This is a genomic window from Alphaproteobacteria bacterium (assembly GCA_030740435.1).
Taxonomy (GTDB): domain Bacteria; phylum Pseudomonadota; class Alphaproteobacteria; order UBA2966; family UBA2966.
Genome location: JASLXG010000114.1, coordinates 1 through 23,257, shown reverse-complemented (window position 1 = coordinate 23,257; position 23,257 = coordinate 1). Strand labels below are relative to the sequence as shown.

Below are 23,257 nucleotides of genomic sequence, written 5' to 3'. Positions count from 1 at the left end.
CGAACAATTCTTCGAGGACGCCGCCCTGGCACCCCAGGCCGAGGACGAAGAGGAAGCCGAGACCGAGACCGAGACCGAGACCGAGACCAAGGCCGAGGCGGAGGCCACGCCCGAGGCGGAACCCGAAGCCGCAAGCGATTCCGAGGCCAGCGCGGAAACCGAAGGCGACAGCGAAGAGAACGCTACCTAGTCCGCACTTTGCCACCTTTACAACAAGGGCGGAGCTACCTTTTCGATAAAGGATAGCTCCGCCCTTTTTTTTCCTGTAACGCATTTTCACAAGCGTCGGAATTTGCTAATATCCTATCGCTGGGTTCGCGTTTCTGTCTGGTAACAGAGAGAGAGGCGTTGCGGTGGTGCTGAGCAGGTTGCTGAGGAATAGGTTTCGGACTGGGCGCCTCGAAATCATCGACGCCCGCGGACGGCGGCATGTCTTCGGCAACGACCCGGAACCGCGCATCGTGCTGCGCTTCCATGATCGGGCGTTGGGGCATCGGCTTTTCTTCGCTTACGACCCCGGCCTGGGCGAGGCCTACATGGACGGCCGCCTGAGCATCGAGGAAGGCGACGTCTATGGCCTGCTCGAGCTTTGCGCCGCCAACCTGGCGACCATCGAAGGCCATTGGCTGCATCGCTGTCGCGGGGCCCTTGAGTTGCTGGTCCGGCGGCTCGGACATTTCAATCCCGCCAGCCGCTCGCGGCGCAACGTGGCCCATCATTACGATCTCTCGGGCCGCCTTTACGAACTTTTCCTGGATGCCGACCGGCAGTATTCCTGCGCCTACTTCGGCCAGCCGGACTTCAGCCTCGAAGAGGCCCAGGAGGCCAAAAAAAGACGCCTTGCCGCCAAGCTGCTGCTGACACCAGGACAGCGTGTGCTGGACATCGGCTCGGGCTGGGGCGGGCTCGGCCTCCATCTGGCGCGAGAGAGCGGCGCCCGGGTGGTCGGCGTGACGCTATCGGAGGAGCAGCACCGGGTATCTCGCCAGCGCGCCGCAGCGGCTGATCTCGGCGACCGCGTGGATTTCCAACTGCAGGACTATCGGTCGCTGGAGGGCAGCTTCGACCGTATCGTCTCGGTTGGCATGTTCGAGCACGTCGGCACGCGCCACTATCCCGCCTTCTTCGCCAAGTGCCGTGACCTCTTGAGCGACGACGGCGTCGCCCTGCTGCATACCATCGGCCGCGCCGGCGGCCCCGCTTCGACCTCGCCCTGGACGCGCAAGTACATTTTCCCGGGCGGCTATTCGCCGGCGCTTTCGGAAGTCGTCCCGGTCATCGAGCGGAGCGGCCTGGTGATCACCGACATCGAGGTGCTGCGGCTGCACTACGCCGAGACCCTGCGGGCCTGGCGCCAACGCCTGGCCCAGAACCGCGACGAGGTTATGGAGCTCTACGACAAGCGTTTCCTGCGCATGTGGGAATTCTACCTGGCGGCCTCCGAGGCCATGTTCCGCTACGGCGGCCACCTGGTCTTTCAGATCCAATTCGCCAAGCGCCAGGACGCCGTACCGATCACCCGCGCCTATCTCGACGAGGGTGAGCGCCAGGCACCCCAGCGGCGCTCTGCCGCAGCTTGAGTTTTCGTGGGCTTAGTCACAGGCCGTCATTCCTGAAATTGGGTTCATGACAGCGCGCCAGCATTTCATTCCCGTCATTAGGGGGCTGTGGAAAAGTACCGTCCCCGGCTTTTTTGTTCTCATGTGACGGCTGCTGGTGCCAAACGTCCGGCCCGGTGTTATGAATCCGACCCATGGATCCAGCCCGCGACACCAGCCACCTCAACGCCGTTGAAGACGGCAATGAAGACCCCGGTTATCGCGAGCTGCCGCACACCGTCGAAGCCGAACAGGCGCTGTTGGGCGCCATCCTGGTGAACAACGAGGCGGCTCACCGGGTGGCCGATTTTCTCCTGACCGAGCATTTCTTCGAGCCCGTGCATGGGCGCATTTTCGAGGCCTGCATCAAGCTCGTCGAACGCGGCCAGATCGCCAGCCCGATCACCCTGAAGGCCTTTTTCGAACGCGACGAGGCGCTCAGCGAGGTTGGCGGCGCGCAGTACCTGGGCCGCCTGGCGGCCCACGCCGTTACTATCATCAACGCCCGCGACTACGGCCACACCATCTATGACCACTTCCTGCGCCGCCAGCTCATCGAACTCGGCGAGGACATGGTCAACCGGGCCTATGATCCCAGCGTCGACCAGTCCGCCCTGGAGCAGATCGAGGAAAACGAGCAGCAGCTCTTCCACCTGGCAGAAAGCGGCCAGACCGAGGGCGGCTTCCAGTCCTTCGACAAATCGCTGCTCGTGGCCATCGAATCGGCCGAGGCCGCCTTCAAGCGCGACAGCCGGCTGACCGGCGTGCCCTGCGGCCTCAGCGACCTCGACGAGCTGCTCGGTGGGCTGCACCGTTCGGACCTGGTGGTCCTGGCCGGCCGGCCCTCGATGGGCAAGACGGCGCTGGCCACCAACATCGCCTTCCACGCCGCCAACGCCTACAAAGTCGAGAGCGACGAGCTGGGCCAGAGCCGAACGGTCGACGGTGCCGTGGTGGGTTTCTTTTCGCTGGAAATGTCGGCCGAGCAACTGGCGCTGCGACTGCTGGCCGAGACCACCGAGATCCCCTCCAACCAGATCCGCCGCGGCCAGGTTTCGAGCGAGCAGTTCCACAAGATCGTGGCCGCCAGCAACCGGCTGGAAGAGCTGCGCTTCTTCATCGACGACACCCCCGGCCTCTCCATCGCGGCCTTGCGCACGCGGGCGCGGCGCCTCAAGCGCCAGCACAATCTGGGCCTGGTGGTGGTCGATTATCTCCAGCTTCTGGGCAGCTCCAGCGGCCGCTACCAGGACAACCGGGTGCAGGAGATTTCCGAGATCACCCGCGGCCTCAAGGCCCTGGCCAAGGAACTCGACGTACCGGTGCTGGCGCTGAGCCAGCTCAGCCGCGCCGTCGAACAACGCGATGACAAACGGCCGCAGCTTGCGGATCTGCGCGAATCGGGCACCATCGAACAGGACGCCGACGTCGTCATGTTCGTCTACCGCGAGGAATACTACTGGATGCGCTCGAACCCCAAGCCCAAGCAGCGCAAGGACGAGACCGAGGCCGAATTCAACATGCGCTTCCACGAATGGCTGGAAAAACTGCAGGTGGTGGGGGGCGAGGCCGAGATCATCGTCGGCAAGCAACGCCACGGCCCCACCGACACCGTCAAGGTCCATTTCAACGCCTCGCTCACCAAATTCGACAACCTGGATACCTACGACCACTTGCCCGAGCCCATGTAAGCGGGCCGAACATGGATGCCCGCCACGCCACCATCCTGACCATCGATCTCGCGGCGCTGGCAGCCAACTACCGCTTTTTCGTCGATCAGCTCGACGCCGGCAGCTGCGGCGCCGCGGTCAAGGCCGACGCTTACGGCTGCGGCCTCGAAAACGTGGCTCCGGCGCTGGCGGCGGCCGGCTGCCGCCAGTTCTTCGTCGCCACCCTCGACGAGGGCATTGCCGCCCGCGATGTGCTGGGTGGCGGCGCCGAGATCTTTGTGCTCAACGGACCCGTGGCCGGCAGCGAGGCTGAATTCGCCGAACATTGTTTGCTGCCGGTGCTCAACGACCTGGGCCAGATCGAGCGCTGGCGGGGAGCGGCGGTGGTGCACCTCGACAGCGGCATGTCGCGGCTAGGTTTGCCGCCCGCGGAGGTCGCCACGCTGGCAGCCGAGCCCGAGCGGCTGGCCGGCATCGAGCTCCGCTACGTGATGAGCCACCTGGCCTGTGCCGACGAGCCGGAACGGCCCGAAAACGCCGCTCAACTGGGGCTTTTCCAAAACCTTCGCGCCCAATTGCCACCGGCAAGGGCCAGCCTGGCCAACTCCGCCGGTATCCTGCTGGGGCCCCAATACCACTTCGATCTGGCCCGCCCGGGGATCGGTTTGTACGGCGGAAACCCGCTTGCCTCGGGACCTAATCCAGTGCGCCAAGTGGTTAGTTTGCAAGCAAAAATCGCCCAGGTGCGCGAGATTGACAGCCCCCAGACCGTTGGCTATGGTGCGGCCCACCGAGCGACCGGGCCAAGCCGCATCGCAACGGTTCCCGTGGGTTACGCCGACGGTTATCCGCGATCGCTCAGCCAACGGGGCTTTGCCTCCATCGCGGGTGTTCGGGTTGCGCTTGTCGGACGCGTTTCCATGGATCTCATCACCCTCGACGTAAGCGCGCTGCCGCCCCAGACGGCTCAGCCGGGCAGCCTCGTCGAACTGCTCGGCGGCGAGGTCGACATCGACGAGTTGGCTGCAGCCGCCGGCACCATTTCCTACGAACTGCTAACCGGCCTGGGCCGGCGCTACCGGCGCCGCTATCTCGGCGCCGCAGCCGATGTGGAAACGCCGCGATGACCCTGGTGACCCGCTTTCTCGCCACCATCGGCCGCTTCTTCATCGCCGCGCTGGAGACACTGGGGCGTATCGCCATCTTCACCGTCACCTCGGTGCTGCACTGTCTGCAACCACCCTGGTTCCTGCGTCTGATCGGTCGCCAGATGCTCTCGATCGGATATTATTCGCTGCCCGTGGTGGGGCTGACGGCGCTGTTTACCGGCATGGTGCTGGCGCTGCAGATCTATTCCGGCTCGTCGCGCTTCAACGCCGAAGGCGCCGTCGCCACGATTGTCGTCATCGGCATCACCCGCGAACTCGGCCCGGTACTGGCCGGCCTGATGGTGGCCGGCCGGGTCGGCGCCGCCATGGCCGCCGAGCTCAGCACCATGCAGGTGACGGAGCAGATCGACGCGCTGAGCACGCTCAGCACCAACCCCTTCAAATACCTGATGGCGCCGCGCCTGATCGCCGGCGCCACCATGCTGCCGCTCCTGGTACTGGTGGCCGACGTCATCGGTGTCTTCGGCGGCTATCTGGTGGGCATCCACAAGCTGGGCTTCAATCCGGCCACCTACCTCAACAACACGGTTGAGTTCCTCGAGGCCCTGGACGTCATCTCGGGTCTGGTCAAGGCCTCGGTATTCGGCTTTTTGATCGCCCTGATGGGCTGCTATCACGGTTACCACAGCCGCGGCGGCGCCCAGGGCGTCGGCGCCGCCACCACCAACGCCGTGGTCTCGGCCTCGATTCTGATCCTGGCGTCGGATTACCTGATAACCGAGATCTTCTTCGCCAAATGAGCCCGGACAGCAACCCAGCGGCGCCCAAGATCAAGCTCGAGAACGTGCACAAGGCGTTCGGCCCCAAGCCCGTGCTGGCCGGCCTCGACCTCGACATCGGGCGCGGCGAATCGGTGGTGGTGATCGGCGGCTCGGGCACCGGCAAATCGGTCATGCTGAAGTGCGTGCTGGGGCTGTTGCGGCCCGACCAGGGCGACATCGCGGTCGACGGCGAGCCGGTCGTCGGCATAGGCGGCACGGACCGCGACCGGGTGCTGAAAAAGTTCGGTATGCTGTTCCAGGGCGCGGCGCTTTTCGACAGCCTAAGCGTCTGGGAAAACGTCGCCTTCGGGTTGATCCAGGGCGAGGGCATGGCCCGCGACCAAGCCAAAGGCGTGGCGCTGGAAAAACTGGCCCAGGTCGGCCTGGGGCCGGAGGTCGGCGAGCTCGACCCGGCCGAGCTTTCCGGCGGCATGAAAAAACGCGTCGGTCTGGCCCGCGCCATCGCCACCGAGCCCGAAATCATCTTTTTCGACGAACCGACCACCGGGCTCGACCCGATCATGGGCGACGTCATCAACGACCTCATCGTCGAATGCGTGCGCGAGTTGGGCGCCACGGCGCTCTCGACCACTCACGACATGGCCAGTGCCCGCAAGATCGCCGACCGCGTCGCCATGCTTTACCAGGGCCGCATCATCTGGGCCGGGCCGGTGGCCGAGATCGATGAAAGCGCCAACGCCCATGTCGACCAGTTCATCAACGGCCGCGCCGAAGGCCCCATCGCCATGGAAGTCCTCAAGCCGTGAATGCCCGTCCTCAGGGAGCCCGTCCCTAGTGGCCCGGCTGGCCGAACGCTACGTCTGCCAAGACTGCGGCACGGTTACGCCCAAGTGGTCGGGACGGTGCGAAGCCTGCCAGGCCTGGAACACCATCGTCGAGGAAAACGCGCCGCCACAACCGCCCAAGGGCTTGTCGGCGGGCCGCGGCCGGGTTTTCGAATTCGTACCGCTGGACGGCAAGTCCGAGGCGCTGGTGCGCTTGACCACCGGCATCAGCGAACTCGACCGGGTGACCGGCGAAGGCCTGGTGCCGGCCTCGGCCCTGCTGGTCGGCGGCGACCCCGGTATCGGCAAGTCGACGCTGTTGCTGCAGGCCGTGGCGGGACTGGCCGCGGCCGGCGTCGACTGCGCCTACATCTCGGGCGAGGAGGCCGTGGATCAGGTACGCCTGCGGGCGCGCCGCCTGGGGCTCGGCCAGGCCCCGGTGCGCCTGGCCGCCGCCACCAGCGTGCGCGACATCCTGTCCAGCCTGGGCCAGCCACCGCCGCGGGTGGTGGTGATCGATTCCATCCAAACCATGTTCCTCGACAATCTGGAATCGGCACCGGGTACGGTCTCCCAGGTCCGGGCCAGCGCCCAGGAGCTGATCCGCTTCGCCAAACAGAACGGCACCACGATGCTGCTGGTCGGCCACGTCACCAAGGAGGGCCAGATCGCCGGCCCCCGGGTGCTCGAACACATGGTCGACACGGTGCTCTATTTCGAGGGCGAGCGCGGCCACCAGTTCCGCATCCTGCGCGCCGTCAAGAACCGCTTCGGACCCTCGGACGAGATCGGCGTCTTCGAGATGACCGACCGCGGCCTGGCCGAGGTCGCCAATCCCTCGGCGCTGTTCCTCAGTGAACGCGAACGCCCGGTCAGCGGCACCGCCGTTTTCGCCGGCATCGAAGGCACGCGGCCGGTGCTGGTCGAGATCCAGGCGCTGGTGGCAACCTCGTCACTGGCCACGCCACGCCGCGCCGTGGTGGGCTGGGATTCGGGTCGGCTGGCCATGGTGATGGCGGTGCTGGATGCGCGCTGCGGCCTGGCGCTGGGCGGGCGCGACGTCTATCTCAACGTGGCCGGCGGCTTGCGCATCAGCGAGCCGGGTGCCGACTTGGCGGTGGCGGCGGCGCTGGTCTCGGCGCTCACCGGAGTGCCGGTTCCCGAGGGCGCCGTGGTGTTCGGCGAGATCGGCCTTTCGGGTGAGATCCGTGCCGTCAGCCAGGCCGATCTGAGATTGAAGGAGGCGGCAAAACTGGGCTTCTCGCGGGCCCTGGCCCCGGCCGTTCGACAACGCCGCCAGGCAACGCTGGAGCTTGATGAGCTGACCCAGCTTGCCGACCTGGTGCGGCGTTTCGAGGCCGGCGGCGAAGGCGCTCAATCGTGGGCCGACGATGGATAGCCTGGCCGACCTTCCCATCAACGTCGTCGACCTGGGGGTCGCGGTGGTGTTGCTGCTGTCGGCCGGGCTCGCTTTTGTGCGCGGCTTCGTCAAGGAAGTGCTGGGGGTGGCCGGCTGGGTCGGCGCCGCTTTTGCCACGCTTTACCTGCTGCCGCTGGTCGAGCCGCTGGCCCAACAGTACATCCCCATGTCGGCGCCGGTGCCCAAGATCGCAGCCTCGGTGGCCACCTTCCTGGTGGCGCTGGTGTTGTTTTCCTTCCTCGCCCATGCTCTGGCGCGGCGCGTGCGCGACAGCACACTGAACGCACTGGATCGTTCGCTGGGCTTTCTCTTCGGCCTGCTGCGCGGCGCCGTCGTGGTCTGCATCGCCTACCTGCTGGTGGAAATGTTCCTGCCCCCGGCGGAACAGCCTCCCTGGCTGCACCAGGCCCGTGTCATGCCCATCGCGCGCACCGGCAAAAACATGCTGTGCACGCTGGTGCCGCGCAAATACCGCGAGCAATGCCAGACACCGGCCGCCGCCGGCAGGCCCCTGCCGGCAGCCACAGAAAGCGGTAAGGAAAGCGGCTTCCTGCCCCGTGTGCCTGACAAGGCCCGCGACTCCGGCGGCGAAACCGGTTACAAAAGGTCGCCCCGCAAGCAGCTCGAACAGCTCATCAGAAGCAATCAGTAAGGGCCATGGCCGGCAAGCTCTTGGAAAACACCGACCGCATGCGCGACGAGTGCGGCATCTTCGCCATCTTCGGCCACCCCGACGCGGCTGCCCTGGCGGCGCTGGGGCTGCACGCCTTGCAGCACCGGGGTCAGGAATCGGCCGGCATCGTCACCTACGACGGCAGCCACTTCAACACCCACCGGGCGCTCGGCCTGGTCGGCGACATCTTCGGCTCGCAAAAGGTCATGACCCGCCTGGAAGGCGACACCGCGGTCGGCCACGTGCGCTATTCGACCACCGGCGGCACGCTTTTCCGCAACGTCCAGCCGCTGTTCGCCGAGTTCGCCTTCGGCGGCCTGGCCATGGCCCACAACGGCAACTTTACCAACGGCTGGGCGCTGCGGCGTGCCCTGGTCGACCAGGGCAGCATTTTCCAATCGACATCCGATACCGAAGTGCTGATCCACCTCATCGCCACCAGCACCTATTCCGGCGTCATCGACCGCTTCGTCGATGCCCTGCGCTCCGTCGTCGGGGCCTACGCGCTGGTGGCGCTGACCGACGACGCCGTGATCGGCATGCGCGACCCGCTGGGGGTGCGGCCGCTGGTGCTGGGCACGCTGGATGGGGCCCATATTTTGGCATCCGAAAGCTGCGCGCTGGACATCATCGGCGCTCAGCACGTGCGTGACGTAGCCCCCGGCGAGATCATCGTCATCGACCGCCGCGGGGTGCAAAGCCTGTCGCCCTTTGCCGCCGCCGATTCACGCTTTTGCATCTTCGAATACATTTACTTCGCCCGGCCCGACAGCCTGGTCGAGGGCCTCAACGTCTACGAGGTGCGCAAGCGCATCGGCGCCGAGCTGGCGGTCGAAAAACCAGTGGCGGCGGACATTTGCGTGCCGGTGCCCGATTCCGGTACGCCAGCCGCCATCGGCTTTGCCGACACAGCGGGCATCCCCTTCGAGATCGGCATCGTGCGCAACCACTACGTCGGCCGCACCTTCATCGAGCCCGGCGAGCAGATCCGCCACCTGGGGGTCAAACTCAAGCACAACGCCAACCGCGCCTACATCGAAGGCAAGCGTGTGGTGCTGGTCGACGATTCCATCGTGCGCGGCACGACCTCGACCAAGATCGTCGAGATGATGCGCAACGCCGGCGCCGCCGAGGTCCACATGCGGGTGGCCAGCCCGCCCATCTCGGATCCCTGCTTCTACGGTGTCGACACGCCGGACAAGGACGATCTGCTGGCCGCCGGCATGGATATCCCGGCCATGCAGGAATTCATCGGCGTCGACAGCCTGGCCTTCCTTTCCATCGAGGGGCTTTATCGGGCCCTGGGTGAGAGCGGCCGGCATGAGGAGCCGCAGTACTGCGACGCCTGCCTCTCCGGCGCCTACCCCATCACACTGGTGGATCACAACGACGGCGACGCCCCGGCCCAGCTTTCACTGCTGGCCGAACAGGCCTGAAGCGCCGCGTGGTACCGCGAATGCAGGACCGGGTGGCCCTTGTTACCGGCGCCTCGCGGGGCCTCGGCGCCGCCGTGGCCGAACGCTTCGCCGCCGAAGGGGCGCACGTCATCTTGGTGGCCCGCACGGTGGGCGGCCTGGAGGAATGCGACGACCGCATCCAGGCGGCCGGCGGCAGCGCCACCCTGGTGCCGCTGGACCTCACCGACGGCGCCGGCATCGAGCGCCTGGGCGTCGCCCTGGCCGAACGCTGGGGCCGCCTCGACGTGCTGCTGGGCAATGCCGCCATGCTGGGGGGCTTAAGCCCGGTCGGCCACTTCGAGCCCGAGACCTGGGAGCAAGTCTTGGCCGTCAACACCACGGCCAACTGGCGGCTGATCCGTTCCTTCGACCCCCTGCTCCGGGCCTCGCCCGCCGGCCGCGCGGTCTTCGTCACCTCAGGGGTGACGCAGGGCGTATATCCGTACTGGGCGGCCTATGCCGCCAGCAAGGCGGCGCTCGAGGCCTTGGTGCGGATCTACGCCGCCGAAGTGCAGAAGACGGCGGTGCGCGCCAACCTGGTCAGCCCCGGCACCCTGGCCACCCGGCTGCGCGCCCAGGCCTTCCCCGGCGAGGACCCGGACGAGCTGGCAAGGCCGGAAAGCATTACCGACGTATTCGTCGAATTGGCTTCGCCTGATTGCCAACGCAACGGCGAGATCGTCAGCCCGGGTTAGGGCGGGCCGCAGCCAGAGTGGAAATCCGGGCTATGCTCCAGCGGCTTCCAGCGGCACAACCTTGATCTTGCCGGCGTACTTCTGCGCTTGGGCAAGATCGTACGCGGACTGCGCTGCCAGCCAGGCCCGAGCGTTGCTCCAACCCATCTTTTCAAGCCGTATCGCCATTTCCGGCGAAATGCCGGCACGACCGTTGACGACCCGCGACAGGGTATGACGTGCGACGCCAAGCCTTTCCGCGCCTTCTGTAACCGAGAGGTTCAGCGGATCAAGACAAGCGTTTTTTATCGAGCGGCCGGGATGGGGAGGATTTTTCACGGCTATTCCAACGCCTCCTGGTGATAGTCAAGCAGATCAACGTCAAACGCAGCGCCGTCTTCGATCGCTTCAAGCTTGGCTTGCCGCAACCTGCTCCGGTCACCTCGTTCATGAAGCCTTTTCAGCCCACGATGTTTGAAGGCTCTTATCATGTTTTTTTGTACCGTGTATCGGTACAGGTGTCAAATTTCCAATATTGACAGGCTAAGACGAAGGCGGGCACGGCGTTTGTGCGGCGACGGGGGATTTGCTATCTATCCCGCGGACTTTCGCCCGCCAGCCGTTCCACCGGAGATCTTGCTATCAGCAGCGACAAATTGGTTGAGCTCAGGGACGCCATCGCGGCCCACGTCGGCGACGGCGACAGCGTGGTGCTAGGGGCGGCGTTGGAGCACGCCATTCCCTTTGCCGCCGGCTTTGAGCTGATCCGCCAGGGCCGGCGCGAGCTCAATCTCATCGCGCCGATTTCCGACATGTCGACCGACCTGTTGATCGGGGCGGGCTGCGTCGGTCAGGTCACGGGCGCCTGGGTGGGCAGTGTCTCGGGCGGGCTGGGCCACAACTACCGCCGGGCCGCCGAGGCCGGACTGCCCCACCCCATCCGCATCAACGACCATTCCAACCTGGCACTGGGCATGGCGCTGTTTGCCGGCGCCTACGGGCTGCCTTACGTGCCCATCAAATCCGTATTGGGCTCCGATATTACCGCCTCCAACCCGGCCATCAGACTGGCCGAGAACCCGTTTGCCGAAGCCGTGGAACCTGTGGCCCTGGTGCCGCCCTTGAAGCCCGACGTCGCTATCTTGATGGCCCAGCGGGCCGACCGTTTCGGCAACTCGCACATTTGGGGCTCGACTGGCGTCAGTCAGGAATCCGCCATCGCCGCCGCCCGGGTCATCGTGCTGGCGGACGAGATCGTCGAACCCGAGGTCATCGCTTCGGATCCCGGCCGCGTGCTCTTCCCCGGTTTTTTGGTCACCGTCGTCTGCCACGTTCCGGCCGGATGCCACCCGGCGCCGCTGACCGGCTGCTGGCAGCGTGACAACGCCTTTTTCAACGACTACCACGAGGCCAGCCGCGAGGCCGAGGGTTTTGCCCGTTGGTGCGACGAATGGGTGCGCGAAGTGGCCGACCAAGCCAGCTACCGGGCCAAACTGGGCCAGCGCCTCGAGGCACTGCGCATCCAGGGCCAAGCACTTTCCGCGCCGGCCAACTGGGCCGCCGAGTAAGCCCATGGCGGATTATTCAACGCAGGAGATGATGATCGTCGCGGCGGCCCGCGAGATCGCCGATCATGAGCGGATCTTCGTCGGCATGCGGCTGCCCATCACGGCTTTCGGGGTCGCCCGCCTGACCCACGCCCCCAACGCCGTCGGCCTCTTCGAATGCGGTATCGCACGCTATCAACCAGCCCAGGGTATGCTCTACACCATGTCCGACGGCCCCAACCAGTTGGGCGCCGCCTGGAGCACGGGGCTGGTCCAGATCATGGGACTGCTGAGCGGCGGCCACGCCGATGCCGGTTTCATCGGCGGCGCCGAGATCGACCGCTTCGGCAACATCAACTCGTCCTACATCGGCGATTTCACGGCCCCAAAAAATCAAGTTGCCGGGTACCGGCGGGGCCACCGACATCGCCGCCATGGCGGGACGCCTGATCGCCATCATGAACCACCAGAAGCACCGCCTGGTGGAGCGCGTCGATTACGTCTCGTCGAGCGGTTTCCTCGAGGGCGGCGAGAGCCGAACCCGGGCCGGCCTGCCCGGCGGCGGCCCGGCCGCCGTTATCACCGACCGTGCCATCCTGCGCCCCTATGGCGCCGAGAAAGAGCTGCACCTGGCCTCGGTCCATCCCGGGCACACGCCCGAGGAGGTGATCGAGAACACCGGCTGGGCACTCAGATGCCGGCCCGAGATGGTTGAGACATTGGCGCCGACGAGCGAGGAAATGGCGGCGCTGCACCAGATCGACACCGAGGGGTTCTGGCGCAGCTAGAGGGGGAAACGGAAAGCATGGAAAAACGGCTCTATTTCGTCTTCGGCGACGTGCTGGCCTGTACCTCGCTGGGCGCCGCCGCCGGCTGGCTAACCTACGCCGTGCTGCCGCAAAACTGGTGGTTTGGCGTCGCCATGGTGTTGGGCATGTTCCTCGGCATGGTAGTGGGCGCGCTCGGCGGCTTTCTCTTCTCTCCCTTCTTCGGCGCTATGGAGATCGCCCTGCCCACGGCGCTGGCCGGCATGATGGCCGGCATGGCGGGCGGCATGCAGGCGGTGATGTCCGGTACAGGCGGCGCCGAAGCGCTGCAGAGCGGCGCTGGCATCGGAATTCTCTGCCTGGCGTTCACCTATCTGCTGCAGTCGCAGTTGCAGGGCGAGGTGGACTGATGGACGAGAGAGCCCAAAAGAGGTGGGACAAGGCCGCCGCGCTTTATGACCTGACGGGCGGCTTCGGCCCGGAAAAGCGCTGGCTGCCCCACAAAACGAGGCTCTTTTCCGGCATGCAGGGCAAGGTGCTCTTTCTCGCCGCTGGCACCGGGCTCGATTTTGCCGCCTTCCCGCCCGGCCAAGACATCACGGCCATCGACATCAGCGCCGGCATGCTGGAAAAGGCAGCGCCCCGCGCCGCCTCATACCAAGGAAACATGACGCTACGGCAGATGAACGTCCACCAGATGGACTTCGCCGCGGCCTCCTTCGACCAAGTCTATACCTCTTGTACCTTCTGTTCGGTGTCCGACCCGGTAGCCGGGCTGCGGGCCCTACGCCACGTACTCAAGCCCGGCGGCCAACTCGCCATGTTCGAGCACACCGGCTCGCGGACCTTCCCCTTCGGGCTCATGCTCGATGTCATGAACCCGCTCTGCCGCTACTTGGGCCCCGAGGTCAACCGCGACACCGTGGCCAACGTCGAAGCCGCCGGTTTCGCCATCGAAAAGGTCAGCAACGTCTATCTCGACGTGGTCAAAACCATAGAGGCCCGGGCACCATCAGATGAACAAACTTGACGAAACCGAAGTCACTGAGCTTTGCCGCACCGCCGTGCCCTTGGTGGCGCTGCTGGGATTGCAATTGGAGGAGCTGGACGGCCCGCGGGTGCGCCTGCGCATGCCCTATCGCGAGGTCATGGTGCGGCCCGGCGGCACCGTGTCGGGACCGGCCATGATGGGCATGGCCGATTTCGCCCTCTATATCGCCATCATGAACGTCATCGGCAGGAAAGACCTGATCCTGGCCACCAGCCTCAACATCACTTTTCTGCGCGCGCCCAAACCCATCGACATGCTCTGCCAGACCAACCTGCTCAAACTAGGCAGGCGGCTGTGCGTCGGCGAGGTGCAGATCTTTTCCGACGGCGATCCCGACCCAGTGGCCCATATCCTCGGCACCAGCTCGATCCCGCCAGGGGAAGCCTAGCCGCCTGTGACCTTGGGTTCCGAGGTGCCGCCGCCGCTTTCGGGCATGGTTTCGCGGTAGCGCTTGAGGAAGGCCTCGAGCGTGCCGATCTGGGCCACGGCGCTGGCCGCTTTGCGGAATTCGAGACTGGTGGGATCGACGCTCGAAGTCAGGACTTCGAAGGTTTCGGCCTGCGGTGTGTCGGCGATCTTCGGCTGGTAGCGCTGACGCAGCTGGGCGATGCCCTGGAGATCGTCGGCCAACATCAACGCCACCGCCATACGCAGCAGCCATTGATTCTCGTCCTCGGTCAGCGGCGCTTCCTTTCTCCAACGCTCGCCCAGCAGGGCCTGGATGGCGTTCACCACACGCGGCCATTCCTCGGCATGCCAGTAGACATCGGTGCGAATCAGGTTGGCTTCGCGACTGTCGTCGTTAATCAACGCCTCCAGCGCTTCGTTGTTGCGGTCGAGGTCGGCCAGGGCACGGGCCCTGAGATGCCGGCGTTTGGTCGCAATGTCCCGCGGCAACAGCTTCCAGCGGCTCATGGTCAGGATGTCGAGCGCCTTCTGCGGCTTGCGCGGTTGGTCAGGTTGATGAAGGCCAGCGAGGCTCCCACTTTGGCCCGTTCGGGGCCCTTGAGGCGGAACTTGACCTGATGCTCGAGCAGTTGCGAGGCACGGTCGAGCAGGTCGACGGCCACCAAACGGTCGGAAAGCTTGCGAATCATCTCGTCGCCGATCTTGCCGACCGGTGTCAGTTCGCGGAAATCGTAATACAACGCCAGCGCCGATACCGGTTCGAGCTCGTCGGCCTCACCGTCGAGGTAGAGCAGCCTGAAGATGTCGTTCATCTGCTGGGTAAGGGCGCGTGATTCGCGCAGTTCGGGGAAATTGGTCACCGTACTGCGCATGGCGGTCAAGGCGTTGCGGTAATCGCCTTCCTGCAGATAGAGCTCGCCCAGACGTTTGAGCAGCCCCACTTCGAAATCGTCGCCGCGCCAGGCGAAGCGCAGTCTTTCGAAACGATCGATGGCCTCGGCGGCGGCAATGTCGCCGCGTTTGAGCATCATGTTGGCCTGATTGAAGGCTGCCCGGGCGCCGCTGGGCCGGAACTTGGCAGTGATCACGGCGTCGAAGGTATCGAGCGCCTGCTCCTCCTCGCCGACGATCTCAAAGCCCTCGCCCCGCACCAAGTCGACCTCGGCCGCCATCTCGAGATCCAGCTCCTGGGCCGCCAGAGCCACCAGTTCTTCGTTGGCCATCTGCAAATCGTCGGCTCGCAGCGCCGCCTTGGCGGCACGCAGCCGGAACTGGGTCTGCATCTTGGGCGGGAAGCGGGTTACCGCCGTTCCGGCGAATGAGAACTGATCGTGAGCGCGCTCGAATTCCTGCATTTCGGTGAGCAGGGCGCCGCGCCACAGCGCCGCCTCGCGGTCGCCGTCGAGCTCGGCATCCAGAAGATCGTCCTGGGCCGCCTCGAGTTGGCGTAATTGGTAGCGCGCGGCGCCCCTGAGCGCCCTGAAATCCTTGCCCTCGGCCACCCGGGGCGCGTGCTCGCCGATGATCGCCAGAACGCCCAGCGCCTCGGCCTCCAAACCACTGGCGAAAAGGTACCTGGCGAGGCGCCAGCGCGGGCCATTGCGCTGACCGGCCGGTGTCATGGAAACCTAGTACTGAAGCTCGCGCTTCATGCGGCGCACCGGCACCTTGGTGTCGATCAGCCACTCTTCATACTTGAAGAGCTGGGCCTCCGTGGTCTCCTCCTGGGCTGCCTCCGCCGCGGCCGCGGAATCTTCCTCGCCTTCGGCGTCTTTTTCCTGGGCCGAAGGAACGCCGCTGATGACCAGGCCGGCTTTGGTGTTGATGGTTATGCCGTTGCGCAGTGTATTGATCTCGACGCCATCGGCCCAGGCCAGCACGGCCACGCCCTGGGCCGCGGGCTGCAGACGGAATTCGACGAAATCACGCCGCCGCTCGACGCCGCTGCCCGGCGCCATGACGGGTACGGTCTGGATTTCGTCACCAACCTCAGGGTCCTGAATTCGCACCACACTGCCCACATTGAGCACCGAGAGAAAGATCCGGGGACCGCTCTTGGCCGCCGGCTGGGGTCTGAGCTCGATCAGCCTTGAGGGGCCGCCAGCCTCGGGCGACAGGTCGACGATCCAGTCCGCGCCCTGGCGCGACACCGCCGGGCCAAGTCCTGGGCGCAATCGGAAACGGAATGTGGTGGCCCGGGGATTGGCAACTTGCTCGGCCAAAAAGACGCTTCCTTTGGCCACCTCGGGAACCTCCGGTATGTCCACCTGATAGCGTTCGTCGAGCACCGCCCAAAGATGTCCGGCACGCTGGAAAACAGCGAACGGCACCGGCTTTTTGGATTCGAATCGCAGGCGGGTGAAGCCGTCCGCACCCTGCTCGAAGTGCAACGCCAAATCCTTGGCCTTGCCGTTGCGCTTGGCACCCTCCGCGTCCGCCGCAAGTTGTTCCTGCACATCCGTTTCGGCGGCGGCCCCCTTCCCTCCCTTTTCCGCCTCGACCGAAATTTTCGGCGCCGCGCCGGCCTTTTGCTGCTTGGCGGCGGCTTGCGGACGTTGTGGCGCCTTGGGTTCCGCTTGCTGCGCCGGCCTCGCTTTGGGCGCTTCTTTGGCGCTCGGCCCGCCCGGTTTGTCGAGCACATCCAGCACCACCTTGGTGCCGCTGCGGAAGTGACGCAGCCGGGCCTCGGCGGCAATGCCCAATGAAACCCGCGACTTGCCGCCGCCGACGCTGGCCTTGGCGGCCGTTACGCGGGCCGGCAGGCGGCGCGCCAACGGCGCCACGGCAATGGCGTTGGAGCGGTCGAATTCTACCTTCACCTGGGTTCCCTGGCGATCGACGCGGTAGCGCACGTCGCCCGTCCAGTCGAAAACCATGCGGGTGAAGCCGGGGTGCTCGCCGACCCGCACTCGCACCGGCGGACCGCCGCCCGCTACCGCCGTCGGGTTTTTGCTCGCGGTCTTTGGCGGGGTTTTCGATGGGGCTTTCGGCGCCGCCTGGCCGCCTTTCGGCTTGATGTCCACCACCACGGCATTGCCGCTGCTGCGGGAGCTGGCGGTGAAGTTGCCGGTCAGCGGCAACGTCACCGTGTTGCCAGCCAGCCTGCCGGTCCCCTTGCGCACGTAGGCGCCGAGGTAGCGGTCGACGCGCGAGAGATCGGTCTCCAAGGGCCGGGCGAAGGTGATGACCAGCTTCTGGTCGTTAATTCCAACCTTGACAGTGACCGGCGCCGGCCAGTCGAACACCAGGCGCCCGAAACCGGGGTGAGCCCAGGCCCGTGTGCGCACCTTGTCCGCCGCCTCGGCGCCCGTGGCCAGCATCGCCAGCAGCCAGGACACCATGATCAACAGCAGTCGGAGCTTATTTGTCACTGCGCACCCCTGCCCCTTCCCGCACCACGATATCAACCCGGCGGCCGAGCTGGTACCGGCGCTCCTCACTAAGCTCGAAACTGAGATCCTCGAAGCGTGAGTCAGCATAGCCGAAAGCCGAGATCTGGTTGGGATAACCCGAATCCTTCAGCGCCAGCGCCATGGCTGTGGCCCGGGCCAGCGAGAGCTCCCAATTCGAAGGATAGGCCGCCGACTGCACCGGGTCGGGATCGGTGTGGCCGATCACGTCGACCCGATTTCCCACCACCAGGAGAGCGTTGCTGAGCACCATGGCCGCGTTCATGGCCTCTTCGGTCAAGGTTGCGCTGCCGCGCTCGAAGAGCGCATCGGCCGGCAACGAGAGATCACCATACGGTCGTCGAGTTGCTGTATGACGGCGCGTTCCAGCACCTCGACGCCACGCACCTTGTCGGCCAGCACGCTGCGGAAGTAGGACAGGTCGACAGCCTTGGGAATGAATATCTCGGTTACCGGTAGATGACTGGCCTGCTTGCTCGTCGGCCCCCTCTTGACCGAGTTGAGTTTGATCGAAAGCGATTGGACCACGGCCTCCCAGGCACCCTGCTGGACTTCGCTCATGGAGAACAGCAGCACGAAGAAGGCCAGCAATAGCGCCGTCAAGTCGGTGAAGGTAATCAACCAGGCCTGATTGATCCTTTGCTTCGGCGGCATGTCGTGTTCGTGCGTCACGGACTACTTCGCTGTCGGCTCGAATGTGATCTGGGCCGCTTTTTCCTGGCGCGAGAAAAAGAAGAACACGATCTTGCTGCGATCACCCGGCTTCAGACCGGGGCTCAGGCTGATGCCGGGCACGCCCAACTGACGCAGCGCCCGGGCCAGGGCACCGATGCGCGCCGCTTCCAGATTGCCTTCGGCCGTGACCTGACGCGGCAGTTCGCTGCCGCTGCCGATCAACATCTCGACCTCTCGGCGCAGGCCCGGTGACTCGCCCGAGAGTGCAAATGCCATGGCGGTTAACAATTCCCCGCGATCGGCCCTGAGGTCGGTCAAGCCCGGCTCGAAGATCTCATCGGTCGCCATTACCACCTTGAGGATTCCCGACGTACCCACTGTCGCCACTTTCGGGGTCGGCGTCAGGGCACTGAAAGCGGCATGGATATCGCCGCGGAATTTGTCGGGTACCAGGGTGGTGTCCAGATCGATGATACGCTCGACACGAAAGGCGGAGGATACGTACGGCTTGGTAAAGGCGGAATTGACGCTGTCCATGGCCGATTCCGACTTGCTCGCATCGCGACTGGCGATGGTGTTGAGCATGATGAAGAAAGCCAGCAGCAGCAGGAACAGCCCAAGGAAGATCAGGATGCCGGAATCACGGTTATCTGCGGCTGCCCAAGGAGCGTCATCTTGCATGCTGTTTCGCCGGTCCTTCTCACCCCAGGCGCCAGCCGCTCCATTTGCTTTATCAGCCCGCGGCCGGCTTTTCAGTCGAACGGGGCGTCGATATCATGCCCCGCCGCCTTGACGACCTTGGTGGTCCTCTGCCCTGTAATATCCTGAAAATTCGGCACTTCATAGATCTTGGTGGTGATCTGCTGAAGCTTGAGCGAGGTTTCCCCGTCCATGGCTGTGGCCAAAGCCATGCCCGGCTCAGAACTCGCCAATTACCGCCGACATCTTCTTCTTCAGGGTTTCCGCGTTGAAGGGCTTGACGATGTAGTTGTTGACGCCGGCCTGCTTGGCAGCGATGACGTTTTCCGTCTTGCTCTCGGCCGTCACCATGATGAAGGGCGTGGCCTTCAACTTTTCGTCGGCCCGCACCTCCTTGAGGAACTGAAGGCCGGTCATGGGCTCCATGTTCCAATCCGAAATGATCAACCCATATGATCGTTCCCTGCATTTCTGCAGGGCCATGCTTCCGTCGGTCGCTTCGTCAACATTGTCGAAGCCAAGCTGCTTCAGAAGATTTCGTATGATCCTCAGCATCGTCTTGTAGTCATCGACGATGAGGATGTTAAGATTCTTGTCTACCGCCATTCTCCACTCCTCGGAACCCAGCAATTACACGTGATGAAACACCACGTCCCCCAAAGGTCCTCGAAATGTAAAAAATATTGGTTAACGATAGCTGAACGAAGCCGCCAGGCTTTGTCTCCAAAACGTGCAAGGCGGCACGGCCGGCCTCGACCTCAGCCGCCGGTCTCGGGCAGGCTGCGTCGGTTCGCCAACTCCCTGGTCAAGGCCCTGGCCGAAGCCGGCTTCATGGCGGCCAGCACCAGGGCCATCTTGACTTCGCGCATGCGCTCGGTCACGTCGAGCAGGATCTCCTTCTCCATGTCCTCGAAGATGGCGGCCGCTTTTTTCGGCTTCATGGTTTCATACATCTTGACCAGACGCCTGATTTTCGCCTCCTTGCCCTTGTCGTATTCCTTGAGCAACGATTGAATCGTGGCTTCGATGCTTTTGAGTTGGCCGATCTTCTGCTCCACGCGGCGCTCGGTCACGATCAGCAGGTTTTGCCGCAAGTCGAGTTCGCGCTCGCGCTTGTTCAGGGCTTCGCGCCGCCCCACCAGGCTTTGCAGCATTTCGATTTCGGCCTTGCTGAAACGTTGGGGCTCGCCTTCGCCGTCGTCTTCGGCAGCGCTATCGGATTCCTTTTCGTCGTCGTCGGAGCCCTCAGCTGCTTTGTCGCCGTCGTCCTCGTCCTTGGCGTCGACTTCGGCTTTGGATTTTTCTGTTTTCTCGTCTTTGTCCTGAGCCCGGGCCGGCGTGACGCCCGCGCTCAACCCCTCGGCGCCCTGCCACAGACCACCAAGCTTGACGCTGAACAGCAATCCCGCCAGCACAATCATCAAAGGTAGAATGCGTAGTCGCCCAATCATGATCCGTATCCCATGTATCCGCGCTGCTTTGCCCGCAGCACCGCCACGCCCTAGCGGGCTTCTCTCAGCGCCTCTCTAAGTTCACGTTCCGATTCCGATTCCAGGCCCGGCGGCGGTGGCGGCGGCACGAACGGCGTTTCCGCCTCGCCGCGCTCCGGCCGCTGGCGCCCGGCGTCGGCCACCTGATCGGCAAGACGATCGCCGCGATCGGTCAGAAAGGCCAGTTCGTCGGCCAGCGCGCGCGCCTTGTCGATGCGTTCCTGCAGGTCGCCACCGACTTCCTGGGCGGCAATCTTGAGCCCGGTGATGCCGGCCTCGGCGCGCTCGATCGAACGGCTGAAACCACTGAACAGCCGTTGCAAATCGTCGTAGGAGGCGCGCAGTGCCGTTAGCCGCCGGTTCAACAAGACGCAATAGAAGATGGTGGCCAACAGCAACAGCGCGACCGCAGCATCGAGAAGCAGGCCGGTCATGTCGGGCTCTTTTCCGTGGGCTTGGCTCCAGGTTCGATACGAATGGCCATGGTATCACCGATCCGGCCCATGCGTCCCTCCATCAGCGCTACGCCGCCGCAACGCACTTCGACCGGCGTTTCGGCTGAGGCGTTGAGCATGATGGTGTGGCCGACATGGAAGTCCATGACGTCGCGCAACGACATCACCTGTTCGTCCAGCACTGCTTCGAGGGCAATATCGGTGTACCACAACTCGGTTGCCAAATGGCTTTCCCAAATGGTGTCGCGGCCGAACTTTTCACCCATGAACATCTGCAACAAGAGCTCGCGAACCGGCTCCAAGGTGGCATAGGGCAAAAGGATTTCGACGCGGCCGCCGCGATCTTCCATGTCGACCCGCAGCTTGATCAGGATGGCGGCATTGGCGGCGCGGCCAATGGTGGCGAAACGGGGGTTGGTCTCCAGCCGGTCGAAAAGGAAAGTGACCGGACTGAGCGGCTCGAAGGCAGCTCCCATGTCAGCCAGAATCACGCTCACCAGGCGGCCCACCAGGTTGCGCTCGATGGTGGTGTAGGGCCGGCCCTCAATGCGCATGGCGGCGGTGCCGCGCCGCCCCCCGAGCAAGACATCGACGATCGAATAGATCAACGCGCTGTCGACGGTGATGAGGCCGTAGTTGTCCCATTCCTCGGCCCGGAAGACGCTGAGGATGACAGGCAGCGGAATCGAGTTGAGATAGTCGCCGAAACGGATCGAGGTGATGTTGTCGAGCGACACCTCGACGTTGTCCGAGGTGAAATTGCGCAGCGACGTCGACATCAGGCGAACCAGACGGTCGAACACCACCTCGAGCATGGGCACGTTACGGTCAGCGGCGCCTACATCACGCTTGGCGACCTGATTGCCGGGGCCGGCCAGGCAGCCAAAAGCCGCGTCACAGCGGCGCCGGCGCCGGGCGAGTTCATCATCGTCCGGCGACGCCTGATCGAGCGCGTGGCCAGCGCCCACAAACTCGACTTCGACGGCCAATATCCGGTGGTGCGGGTGACCCGCGCCAGCCAGATCGTGCCGCCCAGCGAGATCCTGGCCCAGCTGCGGCAAAGCCTGGAGGCCACCGGCCTCGACGGCCGCTATCAGGTCGCCATGGCCAAGCGCAAAGCCATCCGGGTGGCCCTCGACGAGGAGCCGACGGTGCGCGTCGAAAACCTGCAGTACAACCGCCGCAGCGGGCGCTTCCGGGCGCTCCTGGTGCCGCCCCAGGCGGCCGATCAGGCGCCGCGGGGCTACCGCATCAGCGGCCAGGTCCATACCCTGGTCGAGGTGCCCGTACTCAACGCCCCGGTCAAGGTCGGCCAGGTCATCAGCCGCGACGATGTCGACTGGATCGAGATCCGCAGCCGCAATCTCAAGCGCAATCAGGTGGTCGATATCGACGAATTGGTCGGCTTCACGCCGCGCCGCCCGGTCAAGGTCAATGAACCACTGCGCCGCCGCGATCTGCAGCGGCCCGTGGTCGTCGCCAAGGGTGAACTGGTCACCATCGCCGTCAGCATTCCGGGCATGACCTTGATGGTCACGGGCCGGGCCAAGGATAACGGCAGCTTGGGCGACGCCATCCGCGTGGTCAACACCCAGACCCACAGAACCGTCGAGGCGGTGGTGGTGGCGCCGGGCCGGGTAACGGTCGCCATCCGCAAACACCAACTCGCCCAGCTCCGCAAATAATTGTCCCAGGTGATTGTCATGACCATCCTCGCCAAACCAGGCCACGCCGCCAACCTGAGCCGCTTTGCCGCCCTGGCCTTGCTGGCCGGCAGCTTGACCGCTTGCAACGTTCTCAACAGGGTCGGCGACATCGGTGCGGCGCCCCAGCTCAATCCCATCGAAAACCCGGTCACGGCGCCCTCGTACCGCTCCGTCAGCATGCCCATGCCCGAGCCCGAGCGCCCCTCTCACATGGCCAACTCGCTGTGGCGGCCCGGCGCCCGCGCCTTCTTCAAGGATCAGCGCGCGGCCAAGGTAGGCGACATCCTGACAGTGACGGTGTCGATCGAGGACGAGGCCGAGATCGAGAACTCGACGACCCGCAGCCGCACCAATAGCGAGGACGACGACGTCACCGGCTTCCTGGGCTATCAATCCTCGCTCAACCGGGTGCTGCCCCAGGCCCTGACCAGCGGCACCGATTTGCTCAACCTGTCGTCATCGTCCAACCAAACTGGCGAGGGCACTGTGGAGCGCTCCGAGAGCATCACCTTCCAGGTCGCCGCCGTGGTCACCCAGGTCCTGCCCAACGGCAACCTGGTGATCTGGGGGCATCAGGAAATCCGCGTCAACTTCGAAGTCCGCGAGCTGCTGGTGGCCGGCGTGGTGCGGCCCCAGGACATCAGCTCCAGCAACGCCGTGGCCTCCAGCCAGATCGCCGAAGCCCGCATTTCCTACGGCGGTCGCGGCCAACTCACGGATGTCCAACAACCCCGTTACGGCCAGCAGGTGCTCGACATAATCCTGCCCTTCTGAAGCGCCTGCTAAGCGTAAAAAAGGCCGGTCGAAAAATCGATCGGCCTTTTTCTCTTTCATAGGACCCT

29 protein-coding genes and 1 pseudogene are annotated in these 23,257 nt (G+C 64.8%); 18 read left to right on the top strand and 12 right to left on the bottom strand.

Annotated elements, in window-relative coordinates:
• The 10 genes from QGG75_12540 to QGG75_12495 form a co-directional block, all read left to right on the top strand.
• Nucleotides 1-190, top strand: a 190-nt coding sequence (locus tag QGG75_12540) for a hypothetical protein (GenBank protein MDP6068059.1), incomplete at its 5' end; no start/stop codon positions are given.
• Nucleotides 191-353: 163 nt separating this feature from the next.
• Nucleotides 354-1,580, top strand: coding sequence for a cyclopropane-fatty-acyl-phospholipid synthase family protein (locus QGG75_12535; GenBank protein MDP6068058.1), 1,227 nt, complete (start codon nucleotides 354-356; stop codon nucleotides 1,578-1,580).
• Nucleotides 1,581-1,753: 173 nt separating this feature from the next.
• Nucleotides 1,754-3,289: a replicative DNA helicase gene (locus QGG75_12530; GenBank protein ID MDP6068057.1), complete on the top strand. Its 1,536-nt coding sequence runs from the start codon at nucleotides 1,754-1,756 to the stop codon at nucleotides 3,287-3,289.
• Between the two features lie 11 nt (nucleotides 3,290-3,300).
• A complete protein-coding gene (gene alr, locus QGG75_12525; protein ID MDP6068056.1) occupies nucleotides 3,301-4,395 on the top strand; it encodes an alanine racemase in 1,095 nt (364 codons plus the stop codon).
• On the top strand, nucleotides 4,392-5,177 hold the full coding sequence (locus tag QGG75_12520) for an ABC transporter permease (protein ID MDP6068055.1): 786 nt from the start codon (nucleotides 4,392-4,394) through the stop codon (nucleotides 5,175-5,177). The genes alr and QGG75_12520 overlap by 4 nt, the downstream gene beginning before the upstream one ends.
• A complete protein-coding gene (locus QGG75_12515; GenBank protein ID MDP6068054.1) occupies nucleotides 5,174-5,965 on the top strand; it encodes an ATP-binding cassette domain-containing protein in 792 nt (263 codons plus the stop codon). Before QGG75_12520 ends, QGG75_12515 begins: the two co-directional genes overlap by 4 nt.
• 28 nt (nucleotides 5,966-5,993) lie before the next feature.
• Nucleotides 5,994-7,382 carry a DNA repair protein RadA gene (radA, locus tag QGG75_12510; GenBank protein MDP6068053.1) on the top strand — a complete coding sequence of 463 codons (1,389 nt, stop codon included), beginning with the start codon at nucleotides 5,994-5,996 and terminating at the stop codon, nucleotides 7,380-7,382.
• The gene (locus QGG75_12505; protein ID MDP6068052.1) at nucleotides 7,375-8,055 is read left to right on the top strand and encodes a CvpA family protein; all 681 of its coding nucleotides are present in this window, start codon (nucleotides 7,375-7,377) and stop codon (nucleotides 8,053-8,055) included. The genes radA and QGG75_12505 overlap by 8 nt, the downstream gene beginning before the upstream one ends.
• Nucleotides 8,056-8,060: 5 nt before the next feature.
• Nucleotides 8,061-9,512 (top strand): amidophosphoribosyltransferase, encoded by a 1,452-nt coding sequence (gene purF, locus QGG75_12500; GenBank protein MDP6068051.1) that lies wholly within the window; start codon nucleotides 8,061-8,063, stop codon nucleotides 9,510-9,512.
• A gap of 8 nt (nucleotides 9,513-9,520) precedes the next feature.
• Nucleotides 9,521-10,228, top strand: a complete 708-nt coding sequence (locus tag QGG75_12495) for an SDR family NAD(P)-dependent oxidoreductase (protein ID MDP6068050.1) — start codon at nucleotides 9,521-9,523, stop codon at nucleotides 10,226-10,228.
• A gap of 30 nt (nucleotides 10,229-10,258) precedes the next feature.
• Here the strand turns inward: QGG75_12495 and QGG75_12490 are convergent, their stop codons facing one another.
• Nucleotides 10,259-10,552, bottom strand: coding sequence for a HigA family addiction module antitoxin (locus QGG75_12490; GenBank protein ID MDP6068049.1), 294 nt, complete (start codon nucleotides 10,550-10,552; stop codon nucleotides 10,259-10,261).
• 311 nt (nucleotides 10,553-10,863) lie between these two features.
• Here QGG75_12490 and QGG75_12485 point away from each other — a divergent pair, with 311 nt between their 5' ends.
• The 6 genes and pseudogenes from QGG75_12485 to QGG75_12460 all read left to right on the top strand — a co-directional run bounded on the left by QGG75_12485 (nucleotide 10,864) and on the right by QGG75_12460 (nucleotide 13,960).
• The gene (locus tag QGG75_12485) at nucleotides 10,864-11,775 is read left to right on the top strand and encodes a CoA-transferase (GenBank protein MDP6068048.1); all 912 of its coding nucleotides are present in this window, start codon (nucleotides 10,864-10,866) and stop codon (nucleotides 11,773-11,775) included.
• 85 nt (nucleotides 11,776-11,860) lie between these two features.
• A pseudogene (locus QGG75_12480) lies at nucleotides 11,861-12,100 on the top strand (CoA-transferase).
• Nucleotides 12,101-12,188: 88 nt separating this feature from the next.
• A complete protein-coding gene (locus QGG75_12475) occupies nucleotides 12,189-12,542 on the top strand; it encodes a hypothetical protein (GenBank protein ID MDP6068047.1) in 354 nt (117 codons plus the stop codon).
• 17 nt (nucleotides 12,543-12,559) lie between these two features.
• A complete protein-coding gene (locus QGG75_12470) occupies nucleotides 12,560-12,931 on the top strand; it encodes a hypothetical protein (GenBank protein MDP6068046.1) in 372 nt (123 codons plus the stop codon).
• Nucleotides 12,931-13,551 (top strand): class I SAM-dependent methyltransferase, encoded by a 621-nt coding sequence (locus tag QGG75_12465; protein MDP6068045.1) that lies wholly within the window; start codon nucleotides 12,931-12,933, stop codon nucleotides 13,549-13,551. Before QGG75_12470 ends, QGG75_12465 begins: the two co-directional genes overlap by 1 nt.
• Nucleotides 13,538-13,960 carry a PaaI family thioesterase gene (locus QGG75_12460; protein MDP6068044.1) on the top strand — a complete coding sequence of 141 codons (423 nt, stop codon included), beginning with the start codon at nucleotides 13,538-13,540 and terminating at the stop codon, nucleotides 13,958-13,960. The genes QGG75_12465 and QGG75_12460 overlap by 14 nt, the downstream gene beginning before the upstream one ends.
• Here the strand turns inward: QGG75_12460 and QGG75_12455 are convergent.
• The 11 genes from QGG75_12455 to fliM form a co-directional block, all read right to left on the bottom strand.
• Nucleotides 13,957-14,487 carry a hypothetical protein gene (locus QGG75_12455; protein ID MDP6068043.1) on the bottom strand — a complete coding sequence of 177 codons (531 nt, stop codon included), beginning with the start codon at nucleotides 14,485-14,487 and terminating at the stop codon, nucleotides 13,957-13,959. The genes QGG75_12460 and QGG75_12455 overlap by 4 nt on opposite strands.
• Before the next feature lie 2 nt (nucleotides 14,488-14,489).
• Nucleotides 14,490-15,602 carry a hypothetical protein gene (locus tag QGG75_12450; GenBank protein MDP6068042.1) on the bottom strand — a complete coding sequence of 371 codons (1,113 nt, stop codon included), beginning with the start codon at nucleotides 15,600-15,602 and terminating at the stop codon, nucleotides 14,490-14,492.
• A gap of 6 nt (nucleotides 15,603-15,608) precedes the next feature.
• Nucleotides 15,609-17,351, bottom strand: a complete 1,743-nt coding sequence (locus QGG75_12445) for a hypothetical protein (protein ID MDP6068041.1) — start codon at nucleotides 17,349-17,351, stop codon at nucleotides 15,609-15,611.
• A complete protein-coding gene (locus QGG75_12440) occupies nucleotides 17,341-17,670 on the bottom strand; it encodes an OmpA family protein (protein ID MDP6068040.1) in 330 nt (109 codons plus the stop codon). Before QGG75_12440 ends, QGG75_12445 begins: the two co-directional genes overlap by 11 nt.
• Nucleotides 17,667-18,062 (bottom strand): flagellar motor protein MotB, encoded by a 396-nt coding sequence (locus QGG75_12435; protein MDP6068039.1) that lies wholly within the window; start codon nucleotides 18,060-18,062, stop codon nucleotides 17,667-17,669. Before QGG75_12435 ends, QGG75_12440 begins: the two co-directional genes overlap by 4 nt.
• Nucleotides 18,063-18,065: 3 nt before the next feature.
• Complete coding sequence (locus QGG75_12430) at nucleotides 18,066-18,746, bottom strand: hypothetical protein (protein MDP6068038.1); 681 nt, start codon at nucleotides 18,744-18,746, stop codon at nucleotides 18,066-18,068.
• A 71-nt stretch (nucleotides 18,747-18,817) separates the two neighbouring features.
• Nucleotides 18,818-18,958, bottom strand: a complete 141-nt coding sequence (locus QGG75_12425) for a hypothetical protein (GenBank protein ID MDP6068037.1) — start codon at nucleotides 18,956-18,958, stop codon at nucleotides 18,818-18,820.
• Nucleotides 18,959-18,983: 25 nt separating this feature from the next.
• Entirely contained in the window at nucleotides 18,984-19,370 is a 387-nt protein-coding gene (locus QGG75_12420; GenBank protein ID MDP6068036.1) for a response regulator, read from the bottom strand.
• A 152-nt stretch (nucleotides 19,371-19,522) separates the two neighbouring features.
• Entirely contained in the window at nucleotides 19,523-20,215 is a 693-nt protein-coding gene (locus tag QGG75_12415; GenBank protein MDP6068035.1) for a hypothetical protein, read from the bottom strand.
• A 50-nt stretch (nucleotides 20,216-20,265) separates the two neighbouring features.
• A complete protein-coding gene (locus tag QGG75_12410; protein MDP6068034.1) occupies nucleotides 20,266-20,688 on the bottom strand; it encodes a DUF6468 domain-containing protein in 423 nt (140 codons plus the stop codon).
• Nucleotides 20,685-21,677 carry a flagellar motor switch protein FliM gene (fliM, locus tag QGG75_12405; GenBank protein MDP6068033.1) on the bottom strand — a complete coding sequence of 331 codons (993 nt, stop codon included), beginning with the start codon at nucleotides 21,675-21,677 and terminating at the stop codon, nucleotides 20,685-20,687. Before fliM ends, QGG75_12410 begins: the two co-directional genes overlap by 4 nt.
• Between fliM and flgA the strand changes: the two genes are divergently transcribed.
• Nucleotides 21,663-22,394, top strand: a complete 732-nt coding sequence (flgA, locus tag QGG75_12400) for a flagellar basal body P-ring formation chaperone FlgA (GenBank protein ID MDP6068032.1) — start codon at nucleotides 21,663-21,665, stop codon at nucleotides 22,392-22,394. The genes fliM and flgA overlap by 15 nt on opposite strands.
• An 18-nt stretch (nucleotides 22,395-22,412) precedes the next feature.
• Entirely contained in the window at nucleotides 22,413-23,189 is a 777-nt protein-coding gene (gene flgH / locus QGG75_12395; GenBank protein ID MDP6068031.1) for a flagellar basal body L-ring protein FlgH, read from the top strand.
• Nucleotides 23,190-23,257: the final 68 nt, after the last annotated feature.